Here is a 15,885-nt window from a genome sequence, read left to right as displayed (position 1 = left end):
AAATTCCGCCCCGGGGGCACTGCGCCCGAGCACCGGACGATTTCCGGGATTTCCGAAAGGACCGAGAAATCATGAGCAATCCGTTCGACGACGAGCAGGGCACCTTCCTCGTCCTCGCCAACCACGAGAACCAGCACAGCCTCTGGCCCGCCTTCGCGGAGGTCCCGGCCGGCTGGCGAACCGTCAAGGAGGCGTGCACCCGGCAGGAGGCGCTGGACCACATCGAGCGCACCTGGACCGACCTGCGCCCGCAGAGCCTGATCGACGCCACCGCCTGACCGGGCCGGGCACCACGACCCGAACAGCACCGACCAGAGCACCACCGATCCGAGCACCACCGATCCGACACCACCTGAGGAGCACCCATGAGCGCCGTCGCCATCGACGAGTCCAAGGTCCGCGAGATCGTCGCCGACTGCCTCGACCTCGAGCTGGACGAACTGACCCTCACCGACCACTTCATCGACCACTACGGCGCCGACTCGCTGAACGCCATCGAGGTCCTCGCCCGCCTGGAGAAGGAGTTCCACGTCACCATCCCGCAGGAGGAGCTGCCCAACATGGTCAACCTGGGCGCCGTGCTGGAGGTCCTGTCCCGGGCGACCGCCCGATGACCGCGCCGCAGCGCGTGGTGGTGACCGGCATCGGCGTCCTGTCGAGCATCGGCAACGGGGTCGAGGACTTCACCTCGGCCCTGCGCGAGGGCCGCTGCGGCGCCGGTCCGATCACCAGCTTCGACACCACCGGGTTCCTGCGCACCTCCGGCCACGAGGTCGAGGGCTTCGAGCCGGAGCAGTGGATCCACCGCCTCCCGGTCGAGGAACTCGGCCGCGCCACCCAGTTCGCCGTCGCGGCGGCCCGGATGGCCGTCCGGGACGCCGGGCTCGACGAGCAGGAGCTCGCCGGGCTCCGCGCCCAGATCACCATCGGCACCACCGACGGCGAGGCGCCCGAGCTGGACAAGCTGATGGCGGAGTCGGTCGCCAACGGTCCGGAGCACCCGGCCGACCAGCTGGTGGCCGGCCGCCTGCCGGCCCACCAGCTGGCCCTGGCGATCGCCCGGGAGCTGCGGCTCCCCCGGGTCGTCCCGGCCGTCCTCGGCACCGCCTGCGCGGCCGGGAACTACGCGATCGGCGACGGCTTCGACGCCGTGCGCACCGGCGAGGCGGACATCGCCGTCGTCGGCGGCGCGGACGCGATCTGCCGCCGCACCTTCGCCGGGTTCAGCCGGCTCGGCCTGGTCTCCTCCGACGTCTGCCGTCCGTTCGACGAGCACCGCGAAGGGCTCCTCACGGCCGAGGGCGCGGGGGTCCTCGTCCTGGAGACGCTCGACTCCGCCCGGCGCCGCGGCGCCCGGATCTACGCCGAACTGCTCGGCTACGGGCTCAACTGCGACGCCCACCACCCCACCGCCCCCGACCAGTCGAGCGTCGCCCGCTGCATGGAGCTGGCGCTCGACGACGCCGGGGTCAAGGCGGCCGAGGTGGACCTGGTCTCCGCCCACGGCACCGGCACCCCCACCAACGACATCACCGAGACCCGCGCGATCCGCGAGGTCTTCGGCGACACCCCGCCGCGCACCGTCGCCCTCAAGGCGATGCTCGGCCACTCGATGGGCGCGGCGAGCGCGCTCGGCGCGGCCGCCTCGGCGCTCGCGCTGGCCCACGGCTTCGTCCCGCCCACCGTCAACCACCGCACCACCGACCCCCAGTGCCAGATCGACTGCGTGCCCAACCACTCCGTCCCCGCGGACCTCCGGGTGGTGGTCAACAACGGACTGGCCTTCGGCGGCAACAACGCCTCCGTCGTCCTGGGGCGCCACGAGGAGGAGCCCAGCCGATGAGCGAGCGCACCAGCTCGACCACGATCCATCGGGACCGGCCGCTGATCACCGCATGGTCCGCGGTCTCCCCCTTCGGCCTCGGCCGCGACGCGTTCGCGGCCGGGGTCGGCCGGGGGCAACCGGCCCACCAGGTACCCGACTTCGAGCCCCGCAAGGTGCTCGGCAAGGCCGGTACCCGTACCTTCGACCGGGCCACCGGCCTGGCCGTCACCGCCGTCCGCGAACTGCTCGGCGAGGCCGAGGCCGCGCAGAGCCCGATCGCCACCGGCGGCGGCACCGCCCTCGTCCTCGGCACCACCCTCGGCAGCGCCCAGAGCGCCGCCGGGTTCAGCCGGGCCTCCTTCGAGGGCGACAAGCCCTACGACGTGCCCGCCCAGCTGATGCCGAACGTGCTGATGAACGGCCCGGCCGCGGCCACCGCCATCCGCTTCGACCTCAAGGGCCCCAACACCACCCTGGCCGGCGGCGCCGCGGGCGGCCTGCTCGCCCTCGGCTACGCCCGCCGCCTACTGGCGGCCGGCCGCGCCGAACGCGCCCTGGTCGGCGCGGTGGAGGAGCAGTCCGAGACCCGCGAGTGGCTGGCCGGGGAGCGCGACCGGCCCGGCGGCGAGGGCAGCGCCGTCCTGCTGGTGGAGACCGCGCGGACCCTGCCGCCCGGCCGCCGGGTGCTGGCCGAACTGCTCGCCCTGGACGTCCGCCTGGACGTCGACGACGACCCGGAGGCGGCCCTGGCCGCCACCGTCCGGGACGCCCTCGGCCAGGCCGGCGCGACCCCCGAGCAGGTCTGGGCCGCGGCCGTCACCGGGCAGCCGGCCCGCGACCGACTCGCCGAGCTGGTCGGCGCCGAGGCCGTCGAGCGGGTCCCCGACCTGCTCGGCGACACCGGCTCCGCCGCGACCGTCTTCTCCCTCACCACCGTCCTGTCCCTGGCCGAGCACGACCCCGCGGCCGCCGGCCGCCTCGCCGTGATCGCCTCGCTCGACCACCAGGGCCTGGCCGCCTGCGCCGTCCTGCGCCTCACCGGCGGTGACCGATGAGCACTCCCGGCACCGTCCTGATCAGCGGCGGCTCCCGCGGCATCGGCAAGGCCGCCGCCCTGCGGCTCGCCGCCGAGGGGCACCCGGTCAGCTTCTGCTACCAGTCCGACCGGCAGGCCGCCGACCTCCTGGGCAAGGAGCTCGACGCCCTCGGCGCCGCCGTCCTGGCCGCGAAGGTCGACGTCACCGACGCCGCCGCCGTCCGCGCCTGGGTCACCCGTACCGAGGAGGAGCTCGGCCCGATCACCGTCGCCGTCGCGAGTGCCGGAATCACCCGCGACAAGCCGCTCCTCCTGATGTCCGACGACGACTGGCGGTCCGTCACCGACACCAACCTGACCGGCACCGCGAACCTCTGCCGCGCGGTGGCCTTCCCGATGGTCAAGCGCCGCGGCGGCTCGATCATCACCCTCAGCTCCGTCTCCGGCGTCTACGGCAACCCCGGCCAGAGCAACTACGCGGCCTCCAAGGCCGGCATCATCGCGCTCACCCGCGCCCTGGCCAAGGAGGTCGGCCGGTACGGGGTCCGGGTCAACGCGGTCGCCCCCGGCATGATCGAGACCGACATGACCTCGGTGCTCACCGACGCCCAACGCACCGACGCCCTCAAGCACATCCCGCTCGGCCGCTTCGGCACGGCGGACGAGGTGGCCGACTCGGTCGCCTTCCTGGCGGGCCCGCAGTCCGCCTACCTCACCGGCTCGGTCCTGCAGATCGACGGCGGAATCGTCCTGTGACCAGACGCACCGGACGCACCAGACGCACCGCCCACCTCGACTAGGAGAAACGACCATGACCATCCCCGCCGTGCGCAGCTTCGACAACCACACCCCGCTCGTCGACACCGAGCTGCTCCCCGGCCGTGGCAGCGGCGTCAACGCCGCCCACCGGATGTACGAGCACCTCATCGGCATCTGGGCCACCGGCGTCATCGAGGCCGCCCACGACCTCGGCGCCTTCACCGCCCTGATCGCCGCCCCGGCCACCGCCGGCGAGCTCTCCAGCCGGCTCGGCACCGACCTGCGCGCCACCCGCGTCCTGCTGGACGGCCTGGCCGCCTACGACGTGGTCGAGCGCAGCCGCGCGGCGGACGGCCAGGCCGTCTACACCCTGCCCCCGGAGATGCACGACGTCTTCGCCCCCGAGGGCCTGTACAGCCTGGTCGGCAAGATCCGGCACGACCGCAACGTCGCCTGGGGCGCCTGGCGCAACCTCGCCACCAACGTCCGCACCGGCGCCCGCAACTCCGAGGGCTCCCAGCAGCTCAACCAGATCTCCGAGGAGGACTACACCTCCCTCGTCCGCGGCATCAACTTCTGGGCCCCGCCGATCACCGCCACCCTCGCCGGCGCCCTCCGCGAGCAGGGCTGGACCGACGGCGCCGGCCGCACCCTGCTCGACGTCGGCTGCGGCACCGGCATCTACAGCCAGCTGCTGCTCCAGGAGTTCAGCGGCCTCAACGCCCGGGCCCTGGACGCCGAGCGGATCGTCCCGATCGCCAACGCCCAGGCCCACCGCCTCGGCGTCGCCGACCGCTTCAACCCGGAGATCGCCGACTTCTGGTCCGACGACTGGGGCACCGGCGTCGACGTCGCCCTCTTCGTCAACATCTTCCACCTCCAGACCCCCGAGTCGGCCCGCGAACTCCTCCTCCGCTCGGCCAAGGCCCTCACCGAGGACGGGGTCATCGCCATCGCCGACCACATCGTCGACGAGGACAGCACCGACGGGAACACCCAGAACCGCTTCTTCCGCCTCTTCGCCGCCTCCATGCTCGCCACCGGCGGCGGTGACGCCTTCACCGTCCACGACTACGACCAGTGGCTCGCCGACGCCGGCCTGCGCCGCGTCGCCCTGCTCGACACCCCCATGCACCGCCTCCTCCTGGTCAAGCACGCCTGACCCACCCATCCCCCCTCGACGGCCCCGACGCCCCGCGTCGGGGCCGTCGGGGTTCCCTCACCCGGAGACTCCCGTGACCGACCGCCCCGCCGCCCTCCGCCCCGCCCTCTGCCGCCCCGCCGCCCTCCGCACCGCCCCCTGCCGCCCCGTCCTCTTCCGCACCGACCAGGACCTCACCCCCGAGGAGATCGCCGCCACCCTCACCGTCCTCCTCCAGCACCGGACCGCCCTGACCGCGGCAGCCGCCACCGTCCCGCCCACCCGGCGCACCGTCCGCTGGCACGACGTCTCCCTCCGCCCGCCCGTCCCCACCACCTCCTGGCAGATCGTCGCCTGACGCCTGACACCCAACGCCTGACGGCCCCCGGCGCGCCGCCGGGGGCCGTGACCGTCCCCACCACCTCCTGACCACCTCCTGGCAGATCGTCGCCCGACGCCCGACGGCCCCCGGCGCGCCGCCGGGGGCCGTGACCGTCCGCTCCCACCTCACCCGATCAGATCCAAGGAGCCCGCCAAGTGCCCCGTCCCGATGAGGCCGTAGCCCCCGGCCAGCAGCAGGAACAGCACCGCCGCCACCGCCACCACCGTGTAGTGCAGCCGACCGAACACCCCCCACCAACCCCGCGTCCAGGCGAGGACCGCGCAGACCACCGTCAGCAGGGTCAGCCCCAGGGCCCCGAGGTACATCGCCGGCACCACCGTCAGCAGCGCCGAATCCCCCAGGAACAGCGTCTGGTTGAGGGCGTTGGAGTCCGAGGTCAGCAGCGCGAAGCACCCGGTCGCCACGACCAGCACCAGCCCCGTCACCCACCCCAGCAGTCGGGCCGCCGGCGCCCCGGCCCGCCCCTTGCCCCGCACCGACCGCACCACCGCGGCGACCAGCCACCCGATCACCGTGAGCCCCAGCACCACCAGGCTCCCGAGCGCCACCCGCTGGTGCAGTTCCGGCGCCTGGTACCAGGCCAGCGGCTGGTAGGCGACGGTCGGGTCGCCGTCCGTCAGCATCGAGACGACGTCCCCGTCCCCGTTCAGCTCGAACGCGATCCGGGCGCTGCCGCCCACCTGCTGGAACAGCCCCGGCTCCACCTGCTGCCACCGGGTCTCGCCCACCTGCGGATCCCGGCTCACCGGCCCGCTCACGACGAGCTCCGCGCCCTGCGCGGCCACGTGCACGGACCCCATCAGCGCCGAGGCCCTGGTCAGGTTGGACTGGCTGACCCGGGTCGACCGGTAGTCCCCGGTGAACTTCCCCAGGTCCCCGCCGACCACCGCGGGTGCGGCGGCGGCCGGCGCCGGGTAGAGCCGGTCCACGAAGGCGTTGAGCACCTGCTGCGTCATCCATCCCCCGGTGGAGTCCTCCCCGTCCCCGTTGACGGTCACGTACAGCCCGACGCCCCGCTCCGGCAGCAGCGCCAGGTTGCTGTGGAAACCGGGCACGTCACCGTCCTTGACCAGCAGCTGCTGTCCGTTGCGGTTGCGCTGTTCGAGCAGGTACGCCATCCCGGGCATCCGCTGGTCGGGCCCGAAGTGCCGGGCGAGCAGCTGTGCGGTGCCGTCCCGGTCCAGGACCGAACGCCCGTCCAGGGAGCCGCCGTTCAGCAGGGCGAGCATCAGCCGCCCCATGTCGGTGACGGTGGTGACGGCGGCCGCGCCGGTCGGGGTGAGCGGCCCGTACAGGCCCTTGGTCTCGGTCTGGCCGTCGCCCTCGGGGCGGTAGCCGTGGGCGAGTTCGGCGTCGACGGCGGCGGGGTGGGGCTGGGTGAAGGTGGTGCGCTCCATGCCGAGGGGCTGCAGCACGTGCTGGGCGACGTACTGGTCGAAGGGCTGTCCGGAGACCACCTCGACCAGGTAACCGGCGAGCGCCACACCGTAGTTGTCGTACGCGGCGACCACCCCGGGGGCCCGGACCCGGTCCGGCTGGTGGGCGGCCAGCGCGTCGCCCAGGCTCCCGACGTGCTGCGGCCCGGCCTCGGCCAGCCCCATGAAGGTGTCGTCGAAGCCGCCGGTGTGGGTGAGCAGGTTCTCGACGGTGACCGGGTGCCCCGGGTAGCTGTCCTCGATTTTGAACTTGGACAGGTAGGTGTTGACGTCCGCGTGCAGGTCCAACTTCCCGGCCCGGACCTGCTGGAGGACGGCGACGGCGGTGAACACCTTGGCGTCGGAGCCCATGAAGAACGCGGTCCGGTCGGGGTCGACGGCCTTGTGCCCGGGCACGTCGGAGACGCCGTAGCCACCGGCGAAGACCTGCCGGCCGCCGGCCACCACGCTGACCGCCGCACCGGGGATCCGGTGCTCGGCGAGCAGCTTCGGCACGAGCTCGTCGAACAGCCGCTTCACCGATCCGGGGTCGGGTGGCGCGGTCGAGCCGCCCGCCGCCGCCGAACTGCCGCTGCCCGCCGTCGCGGTGGCCGCGTGGGCCCGGTCCGGCGTGAGCCCGTACAGGAACAGACCGATCGCCGCGAAGACCAGGACCAGCCGCACCCAACCCCGCCGGACCAGCGGCCGGTTCCCCTCGACGCGTCGCACGCTCATGATGAACTCCCGTTCGATACAAGTGATTTGTGGAAGCTCCGGCGCCCTTGCGGCGGGTCGCTTCCCGACACCCGCAACACTAGGCCGGGCACCGTTTCCGGGACATGGCCTCTGGGCGTCGATCGGGGGGTGTACCCAGGTACCACCAACAGGGGTCCAGGGCCCAGTGATCGGAGCGGCGGCGGGCGGCAGTCTGGATGTCGTCAGCAAGCAACGGGTAGGGATACCGGCCGCGAGGCCGTCACGGAAAGGGCCGAGCGGTCATGACCAGCAGCATCACCACGGGAGTTGTGAACAACGTGCAGAACACCGACACCACGGGCGGCCGCAGCCGGCGCAATCCGCTCGGCATGCTGGGCCACGCCGTCCGGTCCCTGCTGCGGGGCCCCGCGCTGGCCGCGTTCGCCGTGCCGCAGCTGCTGCTGCTGGTCGCCGCCTCGGTCGCCGCCTCGCTGATGGGCCTCGCGGTCGGTGCGCTGCTGGTGCCGCCCACGATCCTCGCGGTCCGCGGCCTGGCCGGACTGCGGCGCCGGCTCGCCGCCCGCTGGACCGGCGTCGAGATCCGTGACCCCTACCAGCCGCTGCCGGAGACGGCGCCCGGCCTCCAGGGGGCCTGGAAGCGCTGCCAGGCGCTGCTGTCGGACCAGGCCACCTGGCGCGATCTGCTCTGGCTGCTGGTCGATCCGGTGATCGGCTTCACGGTGGCGCTGTTCCCGCTCCTGGTGGTCGGCTACGGCGTCCTCGGCCTGGTGCTGCCGCAGGTCTGGCAGTCGATCTCCGACCACGGCGGCAACACCTGGTACCTGTGGATCCACGTCACCGACTCGGCTGCCGCCGGCACCGCCGCCCTGTTCGGCGTCCCGGTGATCCTGGCCGGCCTGGCGCTCGCCCCGGCCGCCCTGCGCGGCCACACCACGCTCGCCAAGGCGCTGCTGGGCCCGACCGCCCGGGCCGAGGCGCTGGCCGCCGAGCGCAAGGTCGCCCACCTCACCGAGACCCGGCGCGACGCGCTGACCACCCAGGCCGCCGAACTGCGCCGGATCGAGCGGGACCTGCACGACGGTGCGCAGGCCCGGCTGGTGGCCATGGGCATGAACCTGGGCGTCGCCGAGCGGCTGGTCGAGCGTGACCCGGAGGCCGCCAAGCAGCTGCTCGCCGAGACCCGCCAGGCCTCCGCCTCCGCCCTGAACGAGCTGCGCGACCTGGTCCGCGGCATCCACCCGCCGGTGCTGGCCGACCGCGGCCTGGCCGACGCCGTCCGGGCCCTCGGCATGGACAGCCCGCTGAACGTGACGGTCTCCGCCGAACTGCCCGGCCGCCCCGAGGCCCCGGTCGAGTCCGCCGTCTACTTCGCCGTCTCCGAGGCACTCACCAACGCCGCCAAGCACTCCGGCGCGAGCCACGTCGACGTCCAACTCTGGTACGAGAACGGCACCCTGAAGGCCCAGGTCACGGACGACGGCACCGGCGGCGCCGACCCCTCGCGCGGCACCGGCCTGCGCGGCCTGGAGCGCCGGCTTGCTACCTTCGACGGAGTCCTGGCCGTCCGCAGCCCGCTCGGCGGCCCCACGACCCTGACGATGGAGCTGCCGTGCGAGTTGTACTCGCGGAGGACCTCTTCCTCCTGAGGGACGGTCTGGTCCGGATGCTGCAGGCCTACGACTTCGAGGTCGTGGCCGCGGTGGACACCGGACCGGACCTGTTGCAGGCCCTCCTCACCGAACGGCCGGACGTGGCAGTCGTCGACGTACGACTCCCCCCGACGTTCACCGACGAGGGCCTGCAGGCGGCTCTGGAAGCGCGCCGGCAGATCCCCGGTCTGCCGGTGCTCGTGCTTTCCCAGTACGTGGAGCAGCTCTACGCCAAGGAGTTGCTCGCCGACGGCAGCGGCGCGATCGGCTACCTGCTCAAGGACCGGGTCTTCGACCCCGACGAGTTCGTGGCGACGGTCCACCGGGTGGCGGCGGGCGGCACCGCGCTGGACCCGCAGGTGATCGCGATGCTGGTCAACAACACCGGCCGCAGCGGGCCGCTGGAGCGCCTGACGCCGCGTGAGCGCGAAGTCCTGGAGCTAATGGCGGAGGGACGCTCGAACGGGGCCATCGCCGAGCGGATGGTGATCACCGAGCGGGCCGTGAAGAAGCACACCGCGAACATCTTCCTCAAGCTGGACCTGCCCCCCTCCGAGGAGGACCACCGCCGGGTCCTGGCCGTACTGGCCTTCCTCCAGGTCGCCCCCTGACCCCAGCCGGGATCCCGGCCCCCGCGCGGCGACCCGCTCAGCCCCTGCGCCCGGTGTGCACCGTCATCGCCGACAGGTAGAAGGCGTCCGCCCGCCGCAGGATCCCGGTCGGCGCGTCCTCGTCGATCAGCGCCTCCAGGGTCGCCCGGTCCTGCGGGTCGATCGCCTCGGCCAGCTGGTCGTGGCGCCGGACCAGCTGGGTGTGCAGGTACTCGCGGACCGGGCGGGCCAGCGGCGCCGGGTGGTCGACCAGGAAGGTCCGGGTGCCGCTGGGCTTGAGTCCGGCCCGGCGGAGCATGGCCGGCCAGTCCTCGATCTCCTCGGTGGTGTCGGGCAGTTCGGCCCGCATGGCGGCGAAGCCGTCCTCGTGGGCGGCGTCCAGCCGGGCCTGGAAGCCGGGCCGGCCGAGGCCGAAGTCGCGGGGCAGGAAGCGCGGCGGCAGGCCGCTCTCCGCGACGGCGAGCAGACCGCCGGGGCGCAGCCGTCCGGCCAGCGCGGTGAGCGCGGCCTGCTGGTCGCCGAGGTGGTGGATGGCGTTGCCGGACCAGATCAGGTCGGCCTCGCCGAGCTTGTCGAACTCGGCGGGCAGGTCGGCCTGTTGGGTGCCCAGCCGGCCGCCGGAGCGGGTCCGGGCGCGCTCCAGCAGGGCGGCGGACCGGTCGACGGCGACCACCTCGGCGGCCGGGAAGACGGCCGCGAGCTGCTGGGCGATCACCCCGGGCCCGGCGCCGACGTCGAGGATCCGGCGGACGGTGCCGTCCCCGGCGAGGCCGGCGAGCCACTGCCCGGCCGCGGTGACGGCGTCGGCCCGCAGGTCGGCCTCCCGCTCCAGGTGGGCCGCGAGCGCGTCCCAGTCGAGGTCGGCGGCCGGGACCTGCCCGTGGCCGTGCCCGTGCTGCTGGTGCTGGTGTGCGGACATGGTGTTCCCTCTCCGGTGCATGGGTCGGTGGGTCGAAGGTAGCTTCCACCGCCAGGCTGCGACCGACCATCCCGTATCGGCAAGCTTTGTTGCCGCCTCAGCAAACACCCCTCCCTCCCCGGCCCCGCTCACGCCCCGGTCCGCCGCCAGTACGAGCGGGTGGCCACCGCCAGCGCCATGCCGTACCCGGCGAACGCGCACATCCCCACCCACCCGATCTGCATCGCCTGCTCCGGCGTCCCCAGCGCGCCCACCCGCATCTCGACCACCCCGGCCGCGCACAGCGACAGGTAGCCGATCCCGAGCAGCCCGTACGGCGCCAGCGTGACCGCGCCGATCAGCGCCGGGGTGAGCGGCAGCCAGCGCGGTACGGGCCGGCCGCGCAGCGGCAGGGTCCAGCGCGGGAACACCTGCCCCCACGGCCGCACCAGCCCCCACAGCAGGAACACCCCGACCGCCGCCAGCAGCACGGTGCCGTCCAGCCCCCAGCGCTCCAGGGTGAGCCAGAGCCCGGAGGAGCCGTTGCGCACGTAGTCGGCGTACATCCGGTCGCCGCTGATCCCCGCGAAGCTGCCGCCGAAGGCCCAGACCAGCTTCATCACCAGGTACGGCACGAAGGCCAAGGTCCCCGCCCAGGCCGCGAGTTGGACGGTGGCCGGGGCCGCCGAGGGCGCCGGCCGCAAGGCCGCCCGCGCCGGGACCGGCCCCCGGGCCCGCGCGGTGCGCGCCAGCAGCAGCGCCCCGGCCGCCGCCAGCACCTTGTGCACCGCGTCCGGGACGCTGTCCACGGCCTGCCCGAACAGCAGCGTCACCACGTCCATCAGCAGGCTCCAGGACGCCACCGCGGCCAGCCCGCACAGCAGCCACAACCCCCCGGTCAGCCACCGCCCCGGCCGCCCCCGGACCGTCGCCAGCCCGGCCCCGGCCGCCGCCACCCCGACCCCGGCGACCGCCCACCCGACCCAGCCGGTCCCCCACAGCGCCGTCCAGCTCAGCCCACAGCCCGCCCCGAACCCCGCGTACCCGAGGCCCCAGCCGACCACCGCCCGACCGTCCCGCACCCACTCCCTGTTCACCATGGCCCCAGGCTCACTCGCCCGCCCCGGCCCCGGCCTCCCCCGGCATGACCATCCCCCTCCCCCCGCCGGGGGATCCCCTTGCCTTCGCCGCAACACAATGGCTCCATGAAGACCATCACGCAGTGCGAACTCGCGGCGCGGTCCAAGGCCGTGCTCGACGACGTCGAAGCCGGAGAGATCTACCACATCACCCGAAACGGCACCGAGATCGCCGAGGTCCGGCCGATCAGCAGTCGCCGCCGGTTCGTCCCCGTCGAAGAGCTCCAACGGAAGTGGCAGAACGCACCCGTGATCGACGCAGCAGAGATGCGTGCCGAAGCCGATGCCTTCTACGGCGACGAGGACCGGGTCGGCGACGACGACCCGTGGGAGCAGGCGTGACCGGGCGACACCAACGCGGGCTGCTCGACACCTGCCTCAGATCGACCCACGGCTCCTGCCGGTTCACCACGCTCCCGTTCGACCGGGAGGCAGCTCGGAGATTCGGCACGCTGACCGCGCTCACCATCCAGGTCAAGCGCGATCCCCGGCCTCACCGCATGGATTTGATGATCGCGGCAACGGCGGCCGCCCACGGCTTGCCGCTCTACACCCGGAACTGACGTCCGGCGGCCCGATCGCCCGAGCCGCCCGATCGCCCGAGCCGCCGAGCCGCACCCGCCGGCCCTACCCCCGCGGCGCGGCGAAGCAGTGCACCTCGACCGTGCGCCCGGAGGCCCAGCGCTGTTCGCCGCTGCCGAGCAGGGTCCAGCCGAGGCGGCGGTAGAGGGCCAGGGCAGCGGTGTCGGTGGCGAGCACGTCGAGCACGGGGTGCAGCCCGAGGGTCCGGGCGTGCACCACGGCGTGGGCGAGCAGCCCGGTGCCGGCCCCGCGGCCGCGGGCGGCCGGGGCGACGTACAGGCGGCCGATCAGGGCGGTGAGTTCCGGTCTGCCGCCGGTGCGCAGGCTCCACAGCCCGGGGGCGAGGTCGCCGGGGCCGCTGCGGACCAGGCCGACGTGGCCGACGATCCGGCCGTCCGCCTCGGCGACCCAGGCGGCCAGCAGGCCGTCCGGACTGAGCCAGGCAGCGGGCCGCTCGGGCCACTCGGCGGGGTAGCCGTCGGTGGTGTGGACGTCGCCCAGGGCCCGTACGCAGTCGGCGAGATCGGCGGCGCGGCGTCGGCGGACGCCCACCCCCGCACCGGTCTGCCGGGGGCCGGACGCGACGACATTGGCGCGTTCTTCAAGGTCAGCCATGCCGGTACGTTACCGGCCGGCCCTCACCGCCGCAGCAGGTCGACCACTCCGGTGAGGTCCTCGGCGCCGCTGCCGAGCGCCAACCGGTGTTCCATCAACCGGAAGTACGGGGACAGCAGTTCGACGCTCACCCCCTGCTCCTCGGCGGTGCGCAGCAGCGTCCCCTTGCCCGCGACCTGCATCGCCAGGTTGGAGACCACGCCACTCGTGTAGTCCCCGCTCTCCAGCTGCGCCGCCGTCCGTTCGACCGATCCGGCCATCGCGGTGAGCCAGTCCCGCAGCAGCGGCGCCAGCTCGCCCGGCGCCACCGCCTCACCCCGGACCAGCGCGAAGGCGTGGGCGATCCCGGCGAACATCCCGTACATCGCGCTGAGCAGCGCCACGTCGTGCAGCGCCGCGTACCCGGCGTCCGCGCCGACGTACCGGGCCCCGGCCGGCACGCCCAGCACCTCCCGGTACTCCTCGAAGACCGCCGCCGAACCGCTGTAGAAGACATACGCCCCGGCCTCCGGGACGCCGATCATCGGCGGCACGGCCATGATCCCGCCGTCCAGGTAGCGGGCCCCGCGAGCCTCGGCCCAGGCCGCCCGGGCCCGGGCCTGCTCGGGGGTGCTGGTGACCACGTCGACCAGGTCCTTCCCGGCCAGCTCCACCCCGTCCAGCGCCTGCTCGACGGAGTCGTCGTCGAGCAGGCAGACCACCACCAGCCGCCCGGCGGCGACGGCCTCGGCGGCGGTGGCCGCCACCACGGCGCCCTCGACGGCGAGCGGTTCGGCACGGGCGGCGGTGCGGTTCCAGACGGTGAGCGGGTGCCCGGCGGCGAGCCAGGTGCGGGCCAGCGCGGTGCCCATCGCGCCGAGGCCGAGCAGGGTGACGGGGGTCTTGGACGAGGTCTCAACTGTGTTCTGTGCCATGCCGATCAGCCTCGGCCCAGCCGCGTCCATGATCAAGTACGCACTTCGGAGTGGGTGGTTACCCCGAGGTGAGCGACGAGGTCGGAAGGGGTGGGGGCATGGCGACCGATGACTCAGTGCTCCTCCGCCACCAGGTGGTCGACGCAGGCCGCGATCGCGAGCAGCAGCCCGGTGTCCGCCCCGTCGGCGACCTCCACCCCGTAGGTGTCGCGGACCCGGAACCACTTGCGGGAGATCCGGGCGAGCTGGTCGCCGTGGTGGTTCTCCACCCGGTAGTCCTTGTCGATCAGGTTGCCGTGGATCCTGAGCTCGCCGCCGGAGGCCAGCTCCACCAGGTACTTGTCGCGGAACGGGGTGAACAGCTTCTCCCGTACGGTCGCGACCACTTCGCCGTCGGCGTCCTCGATCTTCATCGCATCGCGGACGGTGAGCATCTTCTCCTTCACCACCGCGACCACGCGCCCGTGCACGTCCTTGAGCTCGAAGGTGTGCCGCAGCCGCAACACCTTGCCGTCCACCAGGTAGGCCTTGTGCCCCCGGTCGTCCTCGATCCAGTAGTCGTCACCGACCGCGAACAGCTTCTCCCTGACCAGATACCGCACGTGGGCCTCCTCCGTCGTCGAACTCGAACCACCCATTCGACCTTCCCCCACCCCCACCGCAAAGCACCGCCGCGCGCAGGACGCCACCCCCTCGCCTCCGCCCGCATCGCCTCCACCCCCTCCCCCCACCCGTCTCGCCTCCACCCCCTCCCCCACCCGCTTCAATAACCACCATGCTGATCACCCTCCACAGCGAGCGCCTCGACCTCCTCCCCCTCGCCCCCGCGCACGCCGACGAACTCGCCGCCGCCCTCGCCGACCCGGCCCTGCACACCTTCACCGGCGGCAGCCCCGCCACCCCCGCGCTGTGGCACGCCCGCTGCACCCGGCTCGCCGCCGGCTCCCCCGACCCGGCCGAGGTCTGGGGCAACTGGGTGCTGCGGCTACGCGCCGAAGGCGCCATCACCGGCTACATCCAGGCCACCGTCCACCCCGCGGCCGCCGAGGCCGAACTCGCCTGGGTGGTCGGCACCCCCTGGCAAGGCTGCGGCCTGGCCACCGAGGCCGCCCGCACCCTGCTCACCCACCTCACCGCCGCCGGCCTCACCACCGCCGTCGCCCACATCCACCCCGACCACCACGCCTCCGCCCGCATCGCCCGCACCCTCGGCCTGCACCCCACCCCGCACACCGTGGACGGCGAAATCCGCTGGCAGGCCGATCTTCCGCACCCGTAGCATCCGAGCGGACCCCGCCCGGCAGCCCCAGGAGCACCCCGTGTCCGTCGACGCCGACCTCCACCTGCGCTGGCCCGCGGGCCTCGCCCCCACCACCGGCGAACTGGCCACCCTGCTCGGCCTCCGGTACGGGGCGGACGGCGGGCCCTGGGGCGAGACCCCCGCCCCGGACGGCGGCAGCACCATGCGGGTCCGCATCTCCACCGACCCCGCCGACCTCCTCGGCCCCCGCCCCGGCCGGGCCACCGAGCACCGCTACGACCACTGGCTGGTCCTCACCCCCGCCCGACGCGAGCCGTACCCCCTGGACACCTACGCAGTGCTCCGCGCCCACGCCCGCGAGACCATCGCCCTGCTGCGCCGCCACGGCCTGGTGGAGGCCACCTTCGGCATCGACGCCTCCGGCGCCGACGGCTACTGGACGGCCGCCCACACCCTGCTCGGCCCAGAGCCCGCAGACGTCGACCTGACCCTCTGGTGGGGCACCCAAACGCCCACCACCCCCAGCACCCCCAGCACCCCCAGCACCCCCACCCCACCCCCGGGCCCCGACGACATCACCCGCGCCCTCGCCGCCCGCGCCGCCGAACTCCCCACCCAACACACCACCCGCTACACCGCCCGCCAGGTCACCCCCGACCAACTCGACGCCTTCGCCGACCACCTCACCGCCACCCTCACCCGCCCCGGCGAACAGCTCGACCTCGCCCTCTGGCTCGGCCCCCACCTCCTCCGCCACCAGACCGCCACCCACCCCACCACCGACCTCCGTCTCCTCTCCTAACCCCGCCCCCACACCAACCCCCAACCCGCACCAACCCACCCACCCCCACCACCCCCCTCCCCCCACCCGACCAAGGCGAGAGGGACGCGCTGCGGGAGGGGGCGGTGGAGGGGGTGGG

The 15,885-nt window shown here is 73.9% G+C and carries 19 protein-coding genes; 13 read left to right on the top strand and 6 right to left on the bottom strand.

Annotation, left to right across the window (positions count from 1 at the left end; genetic code table 11):
* Positions 1-71 precede the first annotated feature (71 nt).
* From ACIQWA_RS27785 to ACIQWA_RS27755, 7 genes are all read left to right on the top strand, one after another.
* Positions 72-278: an MbtH family protein gene (locus ACIQWA_RS27785; RefSeq protein ID WP_402487168.1), complete on the top strand. Its 207-nt coding sequence runs from the start codon at positions 72-74 to the stop codon at positions 276-278.
* Between the two features lie 87 nt (positions 279-365).
* Positions 366-614 carry an acyl carrier protein gene (locus ACIQWA_RS27780; protein WP_360242500.1) on the top strand — a complete coding sequence of 83 codons (249 nt, stop codon included), beginning with the start codon at positions 366-368 and terminating at the stop codon, positions 612-614.
* Positions 611-1,843, top strand: a complete 1,233-nt coding sequence (locus ACIQWA_RS27775; protein ID WP_402487166.1) for a beta-ketoacyl-[acyl-carrier-protein] synthase family protein — start codon at positions 611-613, stop codon at positions 1,841-1,843. Before ACIQWA_RS27780 ends, ACIQWA_RS27775 begins: the two co-directional genes overlap by 4 nt.
* Positions 1,840-2,880, top strand: coding sequence for a beta-ketoacyl synthase N-terminal-like domain-containing protein (locus ACIQWA_RS27770; protein ID WP_402487164.1), 1,041 nt, complete (start codon positions 1,840-1,842; stop codon positions 2,878-2,880). The genes ACIQWA_RS27775 and ACIQWA_RS27770 overlap by 4 nt, the downstream gene beginning before the upstream one ends.
* Positions 2,877-3,617, top strand: a complete 741-nt coding sequence (gene fabG / locus ACIQWA_RS27765; protein ID WP_360242509.1) for a 3-oxoacyl-ACP reductase FabG — start codon at positions 2,877-2,879, stop codon at positions 3,615-3,617. The genes ACIQWA_RS27770 and fabG overlap by 4 nt, the downstream gene beginning before the upstream one ends.
* Before the next feature lie 55 nt (positions 3,618-3,672).
* Complete coding sequence (locus tag ACIQWA_RS27760) at positions 3,673-4,782, top strand: methyltransferase (RefSeq protein ID WP_402487162.1); 1,110 nt, start codon at positions 3,673-3,675, stop codon at positions 4,780-4,782.
* A gap of 73 nt (positions 4,783-4,855) precedes the next feature.
* Positions 4,856-5,119: a hypothetical protein gene (locus tag ACIQWA_RS27755; RefSeq protein ID WP_402487160.1), complete on the top strand. Its 264-nt coding sequence runs from the start codon at positions 4,856-4,858 to the stop codon at positions 5,117-5,119.
* A 149-nt stretch (positions 5,120-5,268) separates the two neighbouring features.
* Here ACIQWA_RS27755 and ACIQWA_RS27750 read toward each other — a convergent pair whose 3' ends face one another.
* Positions 5,269-7,314, bottom strand: coding sequence for a serine hydrolase domain-containing protein (locus tag ACIQWA_RS27750; RefSeq protein WP_402487158.1), 2,046 nt, complete (start codon positions 7,312-7,314; stop codon positions 5,269-5,271).
* Between the two features lie 263 nt (positions 7,315-7,577).
* On the opposite strand from ACIQWA_RS27750, the gene ACIQWA_RS27745 reads away from it, so the two are divergent.
* Both ACIQWA_RS27745 and ACIQWA_RS27740 read left to right on the top strand, forming a co-directional pair.
* On the top strand, positions 7,578-8,942 hold the full coding sequence (locus ACIQWA_RS27745; protein WP_402487156.1) for a sensor histidine kinase: 1,365 nt from the start codon (positions 7,578-7,580) through the stop codon (positions 8,940-8,942).
* A complete protein-coding gene (locus tag ACIQWA_RS27740; RefSeq protein WP_360242524.1) occupies positions 8,906-9,556 on the top strand; it encodes a response regulator transcription factor in 651 nt (216 codons plus the stop codon). Before ACIQWA_RS27745 ends, ACIQWA_RS27740 begins: the two co-directional genes overlap by 37 nt.
* A 37-nt stretch (positions 9,557-9,593) precedes the next feature.
* Here the strand turns inward: ACIQWA_RS27740 and ACIQWA_RS27735 are convergent, their stop codons facing one another.
* Positions 9,594-10,475: a class I SAM-dependent methyltransferase gene (locus ACIQWA_RS27735; RefSeq protein WP_402487154.1), complete on the bottom strand. Its 882-nt coding sequence runs from the start codon at positions 10,473-10,475 to the stop codon at positions 9,594-9,596.
* Positions 10,476-10,603: 128 nt separating this feature from the next.
* Positions 10,604-11,554, bottom strand: a complete 951-nt coding sequence (locus tag ACIQWA_RS27730) for a hypothetical protein (protein ID WP_402487152.1) — start codon at positions 11,552-11,554, stop codon at positions 10,604-10,606.
* Positions 11,555-11,659: 105 nt separating this feature from the next.
* On the opposite strand from ACIQWA_RS27730, the gene ACIQWA_RS27725 reads away from it, so the two are divergent.
* Together ACIQWA_RS27725 and ACIQWA_RS27720 are read left to right on the top strand one after the other, a co-directional pair.
* Entirely contained in the window at positions 11,660-11,935 is a 276-nt protein-coding gene (locus ACIQWA_RS27725) for a type II toxin-antitoxin system Phd/YefM family antitoxin (protein WP_402487150.1), read from the top strand.
* Positions 11,932-12,156 carry a hypothetical protein gene (locus ACIQWA_RS27720; RefSeq protein ID WP_402487148.1) on the top strand — a complete coding sequence of 75 codons (225 nt, stop codon included), beginning with the start codon at positions 11,932-11,934 and terminating at the stop codon, positions 12,154-12,156. Before ACIQWA_RS27725 ends, ACIQWA_RS27720 begins: the two co-directional genes overlap by 4 nt.
* A 64-nt stretch (positions 12,157-12,220) precedes the next feature.
* Here ACIQWA_RS27720 and ACIQWA_RS27715 read toward each other — a convergent pair whose 3' ends face one another.
* The 3 genes from ACIQWA_RS27715 to ACIQWA_RS27705 form a co-directional block, all read right to left on the bottom strand.
* Positions 12,221-12,790 (bottom strand): GNAT family N-acetyltransferase, encoded by a 570-nt coding sequence (locus ACIQWA_RS27715; RefSeq protein ID WP_402487146.1) that lies wholly within the window; start codon positions 12,788-12,790, stop codon positions 12,221-12,223.
* A gap of 23 nt (positions 12,791-12,813) precedes the next feature.
* Positions 12,814-13,704 carry an NAD(P)-dependent oxidoreductase gene (locus tag ACIQWA_RS27710; RefSeq protein WP_402487145.1) on the bottom strand — a complete coding sequence of 297 codons (891 nt, stop codon included), beginning with the start codon at positions 13,702-13,704 and terminating at the stop codon, positions 12,814-12,816.
* 113 nt (positions 13,705-13,817) lie between these two features.
* Positions 13,818-14,306: an LURP-one-related family protein gene (locus tag ACIQWA_RS27705; protein WP_360242544.1), complete on the bottom strand. Its 489-nt coding sequence runs from the start codon at positions 14,304-14,306 to the stop codon at positions 13,818-13,820.
* Between the two features lie 173 nt (positions 14,307-14,479).
* Between ACIQWA_RS27705 and ACIQWA_RS27700 the strand changes: the two genes are divergently transcribed.
* Both ACIQWA_RS27700 and ACIQWA_RS27695 read left to right on the top strand, forming a co-directional pair.
* A complete protein-coding gene (locus ACIQWA_RS27700) occupies positions 14,480-14,983 on the top strand; it encodes a GNAT family N-acetyltransferase (RefSeq protein WP_402487142.1) in 504 nt (167 codons plus the stop codon).
* Positions 14,984-15,023: 40 nt separating this feature from the next.
* Entirely contained in the window at positions 15,024-15,767 is a 744-nt protein-coding gene (locus tag ACIQWA_RS27695; RefSeq protein ID WP_402487140.1) for a hypothetical protein, read from the top strand.
* Positions 15,768-15,885: the final 118 nt, after the last annotated feature.

The sequence above is a fragment of the Kitasatospora sp. NPDC098652 genome (genome assembly GCF_044760155.1).
In the GTDB taxonomy this organism is placed as follows: Bacteria; Actinomycetota; Actinomycetes; order Streptomycetales; family Streptomycetaceae; genus Kitasatospora.
This window is presented reverse-complemented; position numbering and strand designations above follow the sequence as displayed.

Bases quoted from the DNA above. Each gene is read 5' to 3' on its own strand.
- ACIQWA_RS27785 (WP_402487168.1), top strand. From the start codon at position 72: ATGAGCAATCCGTTCGACGACGAGCAGGGCACCTTCCTCGTCCTCGCC.
- ACIQWA_RS27780 (WP_360242500.1), top strand. From the start codon at position 366: ATGAGCGCCGTCGCCATCGACGAGTCCAAGGTCCGCGAGATCGTCGCC.
- ACIQWA_RS27775 (WP_402487166.1), top strand. From the start codon at position 611: ATGACCGCGCCGCAGCGCGTGGTGGTGACCGGCATCGGCGTCCTGTCG.
- ACIQWA_RS27770 (WP_402487164.1), top strand. From the start codon at position 1,840: ATGAGCGAGCGCACCAGCTCGACCACGATCCATCGGGACCGGCCGCTG.
- fabG (WP_360242509.1), top strand. From the start codon at position 2,877: ATGAGCACTCCCGGCACCGTCCTGATCAGCGGCGGCTCCCGCGGCATC.
- ACIQWA_RS27760 (WP_402487162.1), top strand. From the start codon at position 3,673: ATGACCATCCCCGCCGTGCGCAGCTTCGACAACCACACCCCGCTCGTC.
- ACIQWA_RS27750 (WP_402487158.1), bottom strand. From the start codon at position 7,314: ATGAGCGTGCGACGCGTCGAGGGGAACCGGCCGCTGGTCCGGCGGGGT.
- ACIQWA_RS27745 (WP_402487156.1), top strand. From the start codon at position 7,578: ATGACCAGCAGCATCACCACGGGAGTTGTGAACAACGTGCAGAACACC.
- ACIQWA_RS27735 (WP_402487154.1), bottom strand. From the start codon at position 10,475: ATGTCCGCACACCAGCACCAGCAGCACGGGCACGGCCACGGGCAGGTC.
- ACIQWA_RS27730 (WP_402487152.1), bottom strand. From the start codon at position 11,554: ATGGTGAACAGGGAGTGGGTGCGGGACGGTCGGGCGGTGGTCGGCTGG.
- ACIQWA_RS27725 (WP_402487150.1), top strand. From the start codon at position 11,660: ATGAAGACCATCACGCAGTGCGAACTCGCGGCGCGGTCCAAGGCCGTG.
- ACIQWA_RS27715 (WP_402487146.1), bottom strand. From the start codon at position 12,790: ATGGCTGACCTTGAAGAACGCGCCAATGTCGTCGCGTCCGGCCCCCGG.
- ACIQWA_RS27710 (WP_402487145.1), bottom strand. From the start codon at position 13,704: ATGGCACAGAACACAGTTGAGACCTCGTCCAAGACCCCCGTCACCCTG.
- ACIQWA_RS27700 (WP_402487142.1), top strand. From the start codon at position 14,480: ATGCTGATCACCCTCCACAGCGAGCGCCTCGACCTCCTCCCCCTCGCC.